We start from the raw sequence: 13,015 nt of genomic DNA, 5'->3' as shown, positions 1-13,015 counted from the left end.
ACATCGCGGAGTGGAGCAGTTGGTAGCTCGTTGGGCTCATAACCCAAAGGTCGTTCGTTCGAGTCGAGCCTCCGCAACTAAAGAGTAGAAGAATCGTAGAAATGCGGTTCTTCTTTTTTTATAGGTTCTTTCCGGGAGTTTATCCGGTTCACGGGTCAACGTAAAAATCGGAGGAGTATATCTGATAAAATCTTATCTTTGCCTGCAACAACCAACAGCACAGTAATTATGGAAACTAACGGTTACCGTCTCCTTCTTCCCGAAGGTACATTGGATTATTTCAACATTTCCGATGTAAAGGAAAGCAGGGGTCAACGTAAAAACCTGAGAGATTCTCACTTTATGCATAAATTTCAGTTAACCTGAACAAAAAGCATATCCTGGCCTTTACTCCCCTGGATTGTGTCCGGAATTCCTTGATTTTGGCATTGAACGATTCAGAAGCGGCATCGGTAGGACGTCTTCACTCTTCCCGTCCGAACGAACGGTATTCCAACGGGGTAAGCCCTGTACGTTTCTTGAAAAAAGAGAAAAAGTATTCGGTAGACTGGAAACCCAGAAAAAAAGAAATCTCTTTCACCGATTGGGAAGTGCCCACCAACATTTGTTTGGCTTTACGGAGTTTCAACTCCTGAAAATATTTTGCCGGAGCATATCCCGTATATTCCTTAAAAACACGGCGGAACCATGAATAACTGATATTGAGCCGCATCGCCAGCTCTTCCGGATCGACATTGCCGGATACGTTTTCATTCATGATGATTTTTGCCTGCTCTATCTTCTGGTCGACATCGCTCATCTCAAAAACCTTATTTTTGGAAATGGAAAGAATCATGCCTATGATATGAAGTACGATGCCGGAAAGATATTGCTGGGCGGAAATCTTATCTGTTTCTGCAACCTCCAAGGCGCGGGAAAACAAAGAGACCAGCTCTTCATTAATACCGACTTCCAATATCTGCTGCTCCGGGGATAAAAAGGCATTGGCAACGATAGCGTCAACGGCAGGTCCTTCGAATCCGATATAATATTCCGTCCATCCGGTCTGCCGTAACGGACGGTACGTATGCCACTGTCCGGGGAACAGCACCATCACCCTGCCTTTACAGACTTGTTTCCCGGAAACGGAAGCCGAAGAGAACAACCCGCGCCCTTTCGTTATGTAAACAAGCTGGTACTCACGCAACACTCTCCCTTTCTCCGTATTGAAAAAATAACCGGAAGGATGTTCTTTCAACGGGTAGGGCGAACCGGGCGGGATAGACTGATAGCCAACCGTATTTACCCACAGGCCGAATTTCCGGTCCATATCGTTTACAATCAAGTATTTAAATTCCAGTCCCAAGCTATTGTCCTCAGTCATATCAATGTGTGTTTCATGCAATTGGATTGGGCAAAAATAGGAATTATTTTCAGAAATCGCATACTATGGCATAAAAAACATCCGGAGTACCCATTCTGGATACGTCCGGATGTTTCTTTCAAATAAACCTTAGTATAAACAGATTTAGAATGCTTTCCGATATAACGCTTCGATGTCTTCAACCGATGTGGGGCGCGGATTGCCACCTGTGCAGACATCATTGAAAGCGGCTACGGCCAACGCCGGAATATCTTCCTCTTTCACATCGATTTCATGCAACTTCTGCGGGATGCCGATGCTGGCGGAGAGTGCCTTGACAGCTTCAACGGCGGCTTTTACGCCTTCCGCCTCACTCATTCCGGCAGTGTCCACTCCCATCGCTTTCGCTATGTTGATGTATTTCGGAGCTGCCGGGGATTCCGCGTTGTACTCCATCACATACGGCAACAGCAATGCATTGGCTACTCCGTGGGGGGTGTCATAGAAGGCACCCAGCGGATGTGCCATCGAATGGACAATTCCCAAACCGACATTCGAGAATCCCATACCGGCGATATATTGCGCCTGTGACATGGCTTCGCGCGCCGCCGCGTCTTTGCCGTTGTCTACGGCTGCTTTCAGATTCTGCGCAATCATTTCGATGGCTTTCAATTCGAACATATCGCTCATTACCCAGGCGCCCGGAGTAATGTAACTTTCGATGGCATGCGTCAGGGCATCCATACCGGTAGCGGCGGTCAGTCCTTTCGGCATCGAATACATCAGTTCGGGGTCTACGATAGCCACGGCAGGAATGTCGTTCGGGTCTACGCAAACCATTTTCTTACGGGCGTCTTCGTCAATTATCACATAATTGATAGTCACCTCGGCAGCCGTCCCGGCAGTGGTGGGCAACGCAAAGGTGGGCACGGCTTTGTGTTTGGTATCAGCCACGCCTTCCAGGGACTTCACATCTGCAAAGTCCGGGTTGTTCACGACAATGCCGATTCCTTTGGCGGTATCAATGGAAGAGCCGCCGCCCAAAGCGACGATAAAATCGGCTCCGGAAGCTTTGTAGGCAGCTACGCCGTTCTGTACGTTCGCAATGGTGGGATTGGCTTTCACATCGCTGTAAAGTTCGTAAGGAATTTTGTTTTCATCAAAGACTTTAATAATCTCGGCAGCCACACCGAATTTAATCAGGTCTTTATCGGTCACAAAGAAGGCTTTCTTGAAGCCGCGCCTCGCTGCCTCCACAGCTATCACGCTCCGGCATCCGGCGCCGAAATAGGAGGTTTCATTTAAAATAATGCGATTCATAGTTGTTCTATTTCATTTAAAGGGGTTAACCGCAACATCTCTTTGATGTGAGGTGTTGCGGCCGCTAAAGTAAATAAATTCAGGAATTAATGCAAATAATTATTTAGGAAGATTGAAAGCAACGGTCATTTCTTTCATCTGTTCCTGTGTCATGCCATCAGGCTCGAAACCCATATTTTTGGCGGCAATGTAAATCAGGGCAGACTTATTCAGCACGTCAATCTGGTCAAAAGCCTGCATCACATCACAGTCAACGGCAAAAACTCCGTGTTTTTCCCACATGACGACATCGTAGTCCTGCAGTTCTTTGATAGTGGCGTCCGCCAATTCTACCGAGCTGGGCAACTTATAGGGAATAATGCCCAGACCGCGCGGGCAGAAGGCTTTCGTCTCCGGAATCATGCTCCACAACAGGTTGGTGGCTACATCTTTCTCCAGGAATTTCCGGCAATGTGTCATTGCAACCAATTCTATCGGATGCGTATGCACGGATGCTTTATAGGGGGAGTTCTTGCCAATCAGGTCGTTATGCACGCTCAGATGGGAAGGCAATTCCGATGTCGGGGCAACCGCCTTATCAGCTATAATCACATAACTGGCGCAATCATCCAGAATACGGATTACCGATCCGTTCTCCATCGGCCGGCGCGCCAAATCGCGCATGCGCCTGTTCGTCCCTTTGCAATAGAAATAACATCCTTTCAGATAAGGCAATGTGACACCGATAGGCCTCACTTCGCTTATCGCCGGCATCCGGCGGATTTCATCATCGGCAAACTCCGTAATATTAACCGTGATATTGCCGCCGTTGCGTTCGGCCCATCCTTTCTGCCACAAGTATCCGGCCACTTCTGCTACCTTGTTCACTTCTTCGGCAAGCGCCGGGCGATTTTCTAAAATTGATTTCATTTTCATTCTGTTTTAGTTCACCGCAGAAGGTACGGAAACCCGGAAGGGCCGTCCTGACGAACCCGGCATCTCCGGCAGCTTTCTGCGATTTGGTATTAAAATAAATTCGGGAACACCAGCGAGAAAATCAATACCGCCAATCCGCAGATTAACACGGTAATCGTTTTCAGGGACACTCCCTTCCATTCTTTCAGGATAATTCCCCAAACATTACTGAAGGTTACATTCAACGCCATCAGGATGCACCATGAGAAGGCAAGCAATACCGGGCTTCCGGTAAGGAAGCTCTTTCCCATCTCCAGTCCGAAAAACTGCATGTACCACAATACGCCTGCCAATGCGCAAAACACCAGATTATTTCCCCAGACTTTTCCTTTGGCATAGTCGCCCGTCGATTTATTTGCCACATTCTGTTGCAGGCAGTAGGCCGCATTGGTCAGAAATCCTCCCAACGTAACCAGAAAGATGACAGGAAGCCCGGCATACAAGCCTTCCACGCCTCCCGCCAGCGCCGCTTCTTTAATAGGGGTTCCGGCATCGAGCCCCAAAGCAAAGCAGGCGCTCATTACTCCTGCCAGGAGGGCAACCAGCAATCCTTTTGTCAAGGCAAAGTCTTTTACCGCGGCGCGTTTTTCTTCTTCGCTCATAGTCTGCGCACGCAAACTGCCGGCATAGCCAATGACGGCAATCCCCGCCAACGTTATGCAGACGCCCAGAAGCAAGACCAGACCGTCGCCTTCAAATAAGTCTGTTCCGGCAAAAAGGGCGGGAAGAAGGGTTCCGAAACCGGCGCAAGTGCCCAGCGAGATGCTCTGCCCCAGCGCAACGCCCAAATAACGCATGGAAAGCCCGAATGTCAGGCCTCCCACTCCCCACAATATGCCATAGAAGATGCTCATCCCCGCACCTCCGGCTCCCCAGAGGTCGGACAGGCAACTGCCTTCGGGGATTCCCAGCAGCGCTCCCAGGAACGGGAACACCAGCCAGGCAAATACACCCTGTACCAACCAGAAGCTCTCCCAACTCCATTCCTTTACCTTATTTATAGGCACGTAGGAACTCGACTGGCAGAAACTGCCGACGGCTATGATTAACAGGCCGATTAGAATATCCATGACTTACCGTTTAGAAGTTACTTCGGCCTCGTATTTCTCTATTTCCGCTATGAAATCTTCACCCACGGGCACATTGTTCTTCAAGCAGAACATATCCCATACCGCATTCCAGGGGAGGGCTTTTTCTTCTTCAAGCAGAGCCAGGCGCTGGAATCCCTGTCCGTTTGCCTCGTACTCGCGCAACCGGGCAATCGGTTCGAGCAGGGCGCGAACCATGCATTTCTGTGCGGCGCGGCTTCCGATTACATAAGCGCCGATGCGGTTGATGGAAGCGTCGAAGTAGTCGAGCCCGTAGTGTACGCGGTCTAATGCGTTGCAACGGATGATTTCATGGAACAAATCCATCGTGGCGTCGTCCATAATAGTCACATGGTCGGAATCCCAGCGGACCGGACGGCTGACATGCAGCATCAGTTCGGGAACATAAAGCAGGAGTGAAGAGACTTTGTCCGCCACGCTTTCCGTCGGATGGAAATGTCCGGTATCCAGGGTTATCATCTTGTTGCGGGAAGCGCCATAGCCGATATAGAAGTCATTGGAGCCTACCGTATAGCTTTCCAGACCGATACCGAACACTTTCGACTCGATGCAGTCTTTCATATTTTTATATTCGACGGCGAAAATCTGGTCCAGGGAGTCTTTCAACAGTTCGCGGTATTTCATGCGGTTGACCGTGATATCCTTACTTCCGTCATGTACCCAAAGATTCATGATACACGGGTCGCCTTGCGCCTTACCCATTTCTTCGGCTACCGCACGGCAACGTTTCGTATGTTCAATCCAGAACCGGCGGATGCCTTCATCCGGGTTAGAAAGCGACAGGTCGCCGGATTTCGGGTGTGAGAAAGAGGTGGAGTTGAAATCCAGTTTCATATTATGTTCTTTTCCCCATTCTATCCAGCTCTTGAAATGTTCGGGTTCCACCTGGTCGCGGTCTACGACTTTGCCTTGGAAATCACCGTATATTTCATGCAGGTTCAGGCGATGCGTACCCGGAATATAAGAAGCGGCTTTCAAGATGTCGGCACGCAGCTCGTCGATGTTGCGGGCTTTGCCCGGATAATTGCCCGTTGCCTGGATACCTCCGGTCAGCGAACCGGCCTGCACTTCAAAGCCTGCCACGTCGTCGGCCTGCCAGCAATGGAGCGACAGGTGAAAATTCTGCATCGTTTCCAATACTTTCGCGGTATCCACGCCTACCGCCGCATAACGTTCTACGGCAATCTCATACGCTTTCTGAATCAGTTCTTCTTTTTTCATGATATTCTATTATTTAAAATGGTTGTTCTTGTCGGTTGCTTTTTTAATTACCGGATACTGTTCCTGAAATGGATGTAAGCCGTATCCCAAGCCTCGGTATCTTGCGGCTGATAGGTTTTCAGCGGGATGGAGCGGTTGATTAGCCGGCGCATTCCGGCAACATCCGTCGCCGCACCAGCCGCCATTGCCTGAATCATCACATTGCCGATAGCGGTGGCTTCCGACGGGCCTGCGACTACCGGGAGGCCGATGGCATTGGCCGTGAACTGATTCAACAAATCATTACGGCTTCCGCCGCCTATCACGTGTAAGACTTCAACCGGATGCGGGGAAAGGGCTTTTAAATTCTCCAATACCTGGCGATAACGCAAAGCCAGGCTTTCAAAGATGCAGCGTACTACCTGGCCCCGGCTGTCCGGAACCGGCTGTCCGGTAGCCCGGCAATATCCGGCAATAGCTTTTTCCATATCCGCAGGATTGGCGAAACAATCGTCATCCGGATTAATCAGACTGCGGAACGGTTCACAAGCCTCCGCCTCACTGATTAATTCCGGATAGCCCGTATCTCCCCAATTCAGGCGGCAACGCTCCAGCAGCCACATTCCGCAGATATTTTTCAACAGGCGGACGGTTCCTTCCACTCCTCCTTCATTGGTAAAGTTCAACGCTTCCGTTTCGGCATTAATCACCGGCGCATCTGTCTCGACTCCCATCAGCGACCAGGTTCCGCTGCTCAGATAAGCGAAATTGCGGTCCAGCGCCGGAACGGCGGCAACCGCCGAGCCGGTATCATGTCCTGCCACGGCTATCACGGGTATGGCTCCCAGCCCGGTTATCTTCTGCACTTCTTCCGTCAATACTCCTACTTTCTTTCCGGGGAATACGAAACGCCCGAAGTTCTTTTCACTCAACCCGACCGCTTCCAGCAATTCCGGCTCCAGGCGACGTGTCTGCGCATTCACCAGTTGGGCCGTGGAAGCAATCGTATATTCCGTTACCATCTCCCCCGTCAGCATATAACTCAACGCATCCGGCATAAACAGAATCTTATCTGCCGCCGCCAGCGCACTGTCATGATTACGGCGCAAAGTATCCAGTTGGAAAAGCGAATTGAAATTCATTATCTGAATGCCTGTCTTGCCATATACCTCACTGCGGGAAATGCGGGAGAAGAAGGCTTCCGGCGCTCCCGCCGTATGCGGGTCACGGTATGCATAGGGCTGACGGAGCAAACTCCCGTCTTTCCCGATACAAACGAAATCTACTCCCCAGGTATCGATGCCGATGGAGGTGACGGGTTCGCCGCGACGCGCCACCTGTTTCAATCCGTCGATGATATGGCGGTATAGTGCATAAATATCCCAATAGAAATGTCCGCCGACTTCAATCAGGTGGTTGGGAAAACGGTTAATCTCTTCCAGATTCAATCCGCCTTCAATGAAAGTTCCCAAGATGGTACGACCGCTCGTTGCGCCCAGGTCGACTGCAAAAAAGTTTTGTTTCATGGTATTTTGTCTAATATATTCAGGGTATCCGTTTACCTGCATCGCAAAGATAGGCGATTCCGTCCTCGCGTTCCTTATGCTTTTTGATTGAAAGGGTATGCATTTTGACACTTATCCGGCGGGCCCGTCTTTTCCCATTTAGCATATTTTTCACTTTTATGCAAAAAATCTTCGGTTTTATGCATATCTTCTCCAAAATATTGCATACTTTTGCGCCATTCTTAGAATAATTATACAATGAAGAAGAAAGCAAATCGGTTAGACGCCATCAAAATGATTATCTCGAGCAAGGAGGTCGGTTCGCAGGAAGAACTGCTGCAAGAGCTGAACCGCGAAGGCTTCGAACTGACACAGGCCACCCTCTCCCGCGACTTAAAACAACTGAAAGTAGCCAAAGCCGCCAGTATGAACGGAAAATACGTATATGTGCTGCCGAACAATATCATGTACAAACGTTCTACCGACCAAAGTGCAGGAGAGATGTTACGGAGCAACGGGTTCATCTCGCTGCAGTTTTCCGGCAACATCGCTGTCATCCGTACCCGTCCGGGATATGCCAGCAGCATGGCTTATGACATTGACAACAATGAGTTCGGCGAGATATTGGGGACCATTGCCGGGGACGACACGATTATGCTGGTTTTACGCGAAGGGGTTCCGGCAGGCAAGATACGCCAGCTTTTATCGCTCATCATTCCGAACATTGAATAACTGTACATATTTATATATAAAGAAATGGATACTCAACAAATAGATGTTATGGTAGCCGACGCCTCGCATGAGGTATATGTTGACACTATTTTGGATACAATCAGAAAGGCTGCCGCCGTACGCGGGACCGGAATTGCAGAACGGACACACGAATACGTAGCGACAAAGATGAAGGAAGGCAAAGCCATTATTGCGCTCTGCGGTGATACATTCGCCGGATTTACTTATATCGAATCCTGGGGAAACAAACAGTATGTAGCCACCTCCGGACTGATTGTGCACCCCGACTTCCGGGGATTAGGACTGGCAAAACGCATTAAACAGGCATCTTTCACGCTGGCACGCCTCCGGTGGCCGAAAGCTAAAATATTCAGCCTGACTTCCGGGGCGGCCGTGATGAAAATGAATACCGAACTCGGTTATGTTCCCGTCACTTTCAATGAGCTGACAGACGACGAGGCTTTCTGGAAAGGATGTGAGGGATGCATCAACCATGATATCCTGGTAGCCAAGAACCGTAAATTCTGCATCTGCACGGCCATGTTGTATGACCCGCAGGACCCGCGGAACATGAAAAAAGAACAAGAAAGAAATATTATCTAAAAAATACAGCACTATGGAAGAAAAAAAGAAAAAAGTAGTGGTGGCATTCAGCGGCGGCCTGGACACATCGTTCACCGTCATGTACCTCGCCAAGGAAAAGGGTTATGAAGTATATGCAGCTTGCGCCAATACGGGCGGTTTCAGCGAAGAACAACTGAAAACGAATGAGGAAAACGCCTACAAACTGGGGGCGGTGAAGTATGTGACACTGGACGTTACCCAGGAGTATTATGAGAAAAGCCTGAAATATATGGTGTTCGGAAATGTGCTGCGTAACGGGACTTATCCTATTTCCGTCAGTTCGGAACGTATCTTTCAGGCATTGGCTATCGCGCGTTATGCAAACGAAGTGGGCGCGGACGCCATCGCCCACGGTTCTACCGGAGCCGGCAACGACCAGATTCGCTTCGACATGACTTTCCTGGTTTTGGCTCCGAACGTGGAAATCATCACCCTGACCCGTGACATGGCGCTAAGCCGCCAGGAGGAAATCGACTATCTGAACAAACACGGTTTCAGCGCAGATTTCACCAAACTGAAATATTCTTATAACGTAGGTATATGGGGTACTTCCATCTGTGGCGGCGAAATTCTGGATTCCGCACAGGGATTGCCGGAAAGCGCTTATCTGAAACATGTCAGGAAAGAGGGCAGCGAACAGCTCCGTCTGACTTTCGAGAAGGGGGAATTGAAGGCTGTCAATGACGAGAAATTCGACGACCCGATTAAAGCGATTCAAAAAGTGGAGGAAATCGGCGCTGCCTACGGCATAGGCCGCGACATGCATGTGGGAGATACGATTATCGGAATCAAAGGACGGGTAGGATTCGAAGCCGCCGCTCCCATGCTGATTATCGGTGCTCACCGTTTCCTCGAGAAATATACGTTGAGCAAATGGCAGCAGTACTGGAAAGACCAGGTAGCCAACTGGTATGGCATGTTCCTTCACGAAAGCCAATATCTCGAACCGGTTATGCGCGACATCGAAGCGATGCTGCAAGAGAGCCAGCGTAACGTGAACGGTACGGCTATCCTCGAACTCCGCCCGCTTTCTTTCTCGACGGTCGGGGTGGAATCGAAGGACGATCTCGTGAAAACGAAATTCGGCGAATACGGTGAGATGCAGAAGGGCTGGACCGCCGAAGATGCCAAAGGTTTCATCAAGGTGACTTCTACCCCGTTACGTGTTTACTACAATAACCACAAAGATGAAGAAATATGATTAAGGTAGGAATCATTGGCGGCGCAGGATATACGGCAGGCGAATTAATCCGCCTGCTGCTTAACCATCCGGATACTGAAATCGTATTTGTAAACAGCAGCAGTAATGCCGGAAACAAAATTACCGACGTGCATGAGGGACTGTACGGGGAGACGGATTTAAGGTTTACCGACCAGTTGCCCTTGAATGAAATAGACGTGCTCTTTTTCTGTACGGCCCACGGGGATACGAAGAAATTCATGGAAAGCCATCATCTGCCGGAAGACTTGAAAATCATTGACCTTTCTATGGATTACCGCATCAAGAGCGATGAGCATGACTTTATTTACGGATTGCCGGAACTGAACCGCCGGGCTACGTGCACTGCCAAACATGTAGCCAACCCCGGCTGTTTTGCGACTTGTATCCAACTGGGGCTGCTCCCGCTGGCAAAGAACCTGATGCTGACGGACGACATTACGGTAAATGCCATCACCGGCAGTACGGGCGCCGGCGTGAAACCGAGCGCTACCGGCCATTTCAGTTGGAGAAACAACAATATCAGCGTGTACAAGGCGTTCGAGCATCAGCATATTCCGGAAATCAAGCAGTCTCTGAAACAGTTGCAGAACAGTTTCGACTCTGACATAGATTTCATTCCATACCGTGGCGACTTCCCGCGCGGCATTTTCGCCACTCTGGTGGTAAAGACCAAAGTAGCTATCGAAGAAATCGTCCGCATGTATGAAGAATATTACGCCAAAGACTCATTCGTGCATATCGTAGATAAAAATATAGACCTTAAACAGGTTGTCAACACGAACAAATGTCTGATACACCTGGAGAAACACGGGGATAAGTTATTGATTATCTCTTGTATCGACAACTTGCTGAAAGGCGCCAGCGGACAGGCTGTCCATAATATGAACCTGATGTTCAACCTGGAAGAGACCGTAGGACTGTGCCTGAAACCTTCAGCTTTTTAAAATCAGAAGAATTATGAAATTATTCGATGTATATCCATTATACGACATCAACATAGTAAAAGGGAAAGGCTGTCATGTCTGGGACGAGAACGGCACGGAATATCTGGACCTCTACGGAGGCCATGCCGTCATTTCCATCGGACACGCCCATCCGCACTATGTGGAAATGGTCGGCAAACAGGTTGCCAGCCTCGGCTTTTATTCGAACTCCGTTATCAACAAACTCCAGCAGCAGGTGGCCGAACGGCTGGGAAGGATTTCCGGTTATGAAGATTATAGCCTTTTCCTTATCAACAGCGGGGCCGAAGCGAATGAGAATGCTTTGAAACTTGCGTCTTTCCATAACGGGCGCACCAGAGTGGTGTCTTTCAACAAGGCTTTCCACGGACGTACTTCCCTGGCGGTGGAAGCGACCGACAACCCGTCTATCATCGCTCCAATCAATGATAACAGGCATGTGAGCTATCTTCCCTTGAATGACATCGGGGCTATGGAACAGGAGCTGTCCAAAGGAGACGTATGCGCCGTTATCATTGAAGGCATTCAGGGGGTAGGCGGCATCAAGATTCCGACCGACGAATTCATGCAGGCGCTCCGCAAGGCTTGCAGCGAAACCGGCACGATTCTGATTCTGGACGAGATACAGAGCGGATACGGGCGCAGCGGCAAATTTTTCGCTCACCAGTACAACGGCATAAAACCGGATATCATCACCGTAGCCAAAGGAATCGGTAACGGTTTCCCAATGGCAGGCGTACTGATTAGCCCGATATTCAAACCGGTACACGGGCAACTGGGAACGACTTTCGGCGGAAACCATCTGGCATGTTCGGCTGCTCTCGCCGTCATGGACGTAATCGAGCAGGATAAACTGGTGGAAAACGCCGGCCTGGTAGGCGGTTTCCTGTTGGAAGAGCTTAAAAAGTTCCCTCAAATCAAAGAAGTGCGCGGACGAGGGCTGATGATCGGACTTGAATTTGAGAAACCGGTTAAAGAGTTGCGCAGCCGCCTTATCCATGACGAGCATGTATTTACCGGAGCAAGCGGAACGAACGTACTCCGCTTATTGCCGCCTCTCTGTCTCAGCATGGAGGAAGCGAACGAGTTTCTTGTACGGTTTAGAAAAGTACTCTAACCGCTCATTTGATTAATAAACAGCCAATAATAAAAGCAGCCTCTACAGGAAATCCATTTCTTATCCGGGCTGCTTTTTGTTTTTTCGTTATTTACTGTTACCTTTGTCTGTGACAACTCATTTAAAACAAGCGCTTATGAAAATAGCCATTATCGGTGCAGGCAATATGGGCGGCTCAATAGCCCGCGGCCTGGCAAAGGGAAGTCTGATAAAAGATTCAGATATCATCGTGTCTAACCCCAGTACCGGAAAACTGGAATTACTGAAACAGGAGTTTCCGGGAATCCATACCACCCAGAATAATACGGAAGCGGCAGCCGGCGCGGATATCGTAATCCTGGCTGTAAAGCCTTGGTTTGTGGAACCTGTAATGCGCGAATTAAAACTGAAGAGTAAACAAATACTCATATCCGTAGCTGCCGGCATCAGTTTCGAGGCATTGGCACATTATGTAATAGCACCGGAAATGCCTATGTTCCGCCTGATTCCGAATACCGCCATCAGCGAGCTGGAGAGCATGACGCTCATCGCCGCACGCAATACGAACGACGAACAGGAGAAATTCATCCTCCGGTTATTCAGCGAGATGGGTACGGTCATGCTCATTCCCGAAGATAAGATAGCGGCGGGCACGGCATTGGCGTCTTGCGGCATCGCTTATGTGCTAAAATATGTCCAGGCTGCCATGCAGGCGGGAATCGAAATGGGAATCCGGCCCAAGGATGCAAGGGACATGATTGCGCAATCCCTGAAAGGAGCGGCTGCGCTGATTCAGAATAACGACACTCATCCCAGTGTGGAAATAGACAAAGTCACTACTCCGGGAGGAATCACGATTAAAGGTATCAACGAGCTGGAGCACAATGGTTTCACATCTGCCGTCATCAAGGCGATGAAGGCTTCCCGATAGTTTCCGGACTTTGAAACG

At 49.6% G+C, this 13,015-nt stretch carries 12 protein-coding genes, 1 tRNA gene and 1 pseudogene; 7 read left to right on the top strand and 7 right to left on the bottom strand.

Annotated elements, in window-relative coordinates; translation table 11 throughout:
• The first annotated feature begins 4 nt into the window (after positions 1 to 4).
• Positions 5 to 77, top strand: a tRNA-Met gene (locus Q5076_RS15045).
• Positions 78 to 340: 263 nt separating this feature from the next.
• Here the strand turns inward: Q5076_RS15045 and Q5076_RS17915 are convergent.
• From Q5076_RS17915 to rhaB, 7 genes and pseudogenes are all read right to left on the bottom strand, one after another.
• A pseudogene (locus Q5076_RS17915) lies at positions 341 to 463 on the bottom strand (transposase); the annotation flags it as partial.
• Positions 464 to 1,363 carry an AraC family transcriptional regulator gene (locus tag Q5076_RS15040; protein WP_303014423.1) on the bottom strand — a complete coding sequence of 300 codons (900 nt, stop codon included), beginning with the start codon at positions 1,361 to 1,363 and terminating at the stop codon, positions 464 to 466.
• Positions 1,364 to 1,507: 144 nt separating this feature from the next.
• Positions 1,508 to 2,662 (bottom strand): lactaldehyde reductase, encoded by a 1,155-nt coding sequence (fucO, locus tag Q5076_RS15035; RefSeq protein WP_303014422.1) that lies wholly within the window; start codon positions 2,660 to 2,662, stop codon positions 1,508 to 1,510.
• 99 nt (positions 2,663 to 2,761) lie between these two features.
• A complete protein-coding gene (gene rhaD / locus Q5076_RS15030) occupies positions 2,762 to 3,571 on the bottom strand; it encodes a rhamnulose-1-phosphate aldolase (protein ID WP_303014421.1) in 810 nt (269 codons plus the stop codon).
• A gap of 95 nt (positions 3,572 to 3,666) precedes the next feature.
• Positions 3,667 to 4,686, bottom strand: coding sequence for an L-rhamnose/proton symporter RhaT (rhaT, locus tag Q5076_RS15025; RefSeq protein WP_303014420.1), 1,020 nt, complete (start codon positions 4,684 to 4,686; stop codon positions 3,667 to 3,669).
• Between the two features lie 3 nt (positions 4,687 to 4,689).
• Positions 4,690 to 5,946, bottom strand: a complete 1,257-nt coding sequence (locus Q5076_RS15020; RefSeq protein ID WP_303014419.1) for an L-rhamnose isomerase — start codon at positions 5,944 to 5,946, stop codon at positions 4,690 to 4,692.
• 47 nt (positions 5,947 to 5,993) lie between these two features.
• The gene (rhaB, locus tag Q5076_RS15015) at positions 5,994 to 7,451 is read right to left on the bottom strand and encodes a rhamnulokinase (protein WP_303014418.1); all 1,458 of its coding nucleotides are present in this window, start codon (positions 7,449 to 7,451) and stop codon (positions 5,994 to 5,996) included.
• Between the two features lie 237 nt (positions 7,452 to 7,688).
• Here rhaB and Q5076_RS15010 point away from each other — a divergent pair, with 237 nt between their 5' ends.
• The 6 genes from Q5076_RS15010 to proC all read left to right on the top strand — a co-directional run bounded on the left by Q5076_RS15010 (position 7,689) and on the right by proC (position 12,997).
• Positions 7,689 to 8,162, top strand: a complete 474-nt coding sequence (locus tag Q5076_RS15010) for an arginine repressor (protein WP_303014417.1) — start codon at positions 7,689 to 7,691, stop codon at positions 8,160 to 8,162.
• Between the two features lie 24 nt (positions 8,163 to 8,186).
• Positions 8,187 to 8,765, top strand: coding sequence for a GNAT family N-acetyltransferase (locus Q5076_RS15005; RefSeq protein ID WP_303014416.1), 579 nt, complete (start codon positions 8,187 to 8,189; stop codon positions 8,763 to 8,765).
• 13 nt (positions 8,766 to 8,778) lie between these two features.
• Positions 8,779 to 9,987, top strand: a complete 1,209-nt coding sequence (locus Q5076_RS15000; protein WP_303014415.1) for an argininosuccinate synthase — start codon at positions 8,779 to 8,781, stop codon at positions 9,985 to 9,987.
• Entirely contained in the window at positions 9,984 to 10,952 is a 969-nt protein-coding gene (gene argC / locus Q5076_RS14995) for an N-acetyl-gamma-glutamyl-phosphate reductase (RefSeq protein WP_303014414.1), read from the top strand. Before Q5076_RS15000 ends, argC begins: the two co-directional genes overlap by 4 nt.
• Before the next feature lie 13 nt (positions 10,953 to 10,965).
• The gene (locus tag Q5076_RS14990) at positions 10,966 to 12,087 is read left to right on the top strand and encodes an aspartate aminotransferase family protein (protein ID WP_303014413.1); all 1,122 of its coding nucleotides are present in this window, start codon (positions 10,966 to 10,968) and stop codon (positions 12,085 to 12,087) included.
• A gap of 136 nt (positions 12,088 to 12,223) precedes the next feature.
• Positions 12,224 to 12,997 (top strand): pyrroline-5-carboxylate reductase, encoded by a 774-nt coding sequence (proC, locus tag Q5076_RS14985; RefSeq protein ID WP_303014412.1) that lies wholly within the window; start codon positions 12,224 to 12,226, stop codon positions 12,995 to 12,997.
• The last annotated feature ends 18 nt before the right edge of the window (positions 12,998 to 13,015 follow it).

Source organism: uncultured Bacteroides sp., assembly GCF_958445495.1.
Classification (GTDB): Bacteria; Bacteroidota; Bacteroidia; order Bacteroidales; family Bacteroidaceae; genus Bacteroides.
The sequence above is the reverse complement of the archived record's forward strand: the minus strand, read 5'-3'. Positions and strand labels throughout refer to the sequence as shown.

What these genes read in the sequence shown, in the direction of transcription:
- rhaB (WP_303014418.1), bottom strand. Translation starts at nt 7,451, where the DNA reads ATGAAACAAAACTTTTTTGCAGTCGACCTGGGCGCAACGAGCGGTCGT.
- rhaT (WP_303014420.1), bottom strand. Translation starts at nt 4,686, where the DNA reads ATGGATATTCTAATCGGCCTGTTAATCATAGCCGTCGGCAGTTTCTGC.
- Q5076_RS15020 (WP_303014419.1), bottom strand. Translation starts at nt 5,946, where the DNA reads ATGAAAAAAGAAGAACTGATTCAGAAAGCGTATGAGATTGCCGTAGAA.
- fucO (WP_303014422.1), bottom strand. Translation starts at nt 2,662, where the DNA reads ATGAATCGCATTATTTTAAATGAAACCTCCTATTTCGGCGCCGGATGC.
- Q5076_RS15005 (WP_303014416.1), top strand. Translation starts at nt 8,187, where the DNA reads ATGGATACTCAACAAATAGATGTTATGGTAGCCGACGCCTCGCATGAG.
- argC (WP_303014414.1), top strand. Translation starts at nt 9,984, where the DNA reads ATGATTAAGGTAGGAATCATTGGCGGCGCAGGATATACGGCAGGCGAA.
- proC (WP_303014412.1), top strand. Translation starts at nt 12,224, where the DNA reads ATGAAAATAGCCATTATCGGTGCAGGCAATATGGGCGGCTCAATAGCC.
- rhaD (WP_303014421.1), bottom strand. Translation starts at nt 3,571, where the DNA reads ATGAAATCAATTTTAGAAAATCGCCCGGCGCTTGCCGAAGAAGTGAAC.
- Q5076_RS15010 (WP_303014417.1), top strand. Translation starts at nt 7,689, where the DNA reads ATGAAGAAGAAAGCAAATCGGTTAGACGCCATCAAAATGATTATCTCG.
- Q5076_RS15040 (WP_303014423.1), bottom strand. Translation starts at nt 1,363, where the DNA reads ATGACTGAGGACAATAGCTTGGGACTGGAATTTAAATACTTGATTGTA.
- Q5076_RS15000 (WP_303014415.1), top strand. Translation starts at nt 8,779, where the DNA reads ATGGAAGAAAAAAAGAAAAAAGTAGTGGTGGCATTCAGCGGCGGCCTG.
- Q5076_RS14990 (WP_303014413.1), top strand. Translation starts at nt 10,966, where the DNA reads ATGAAATTATTCGATGTATATCCATTATACGACATCAACATAGTAAAA.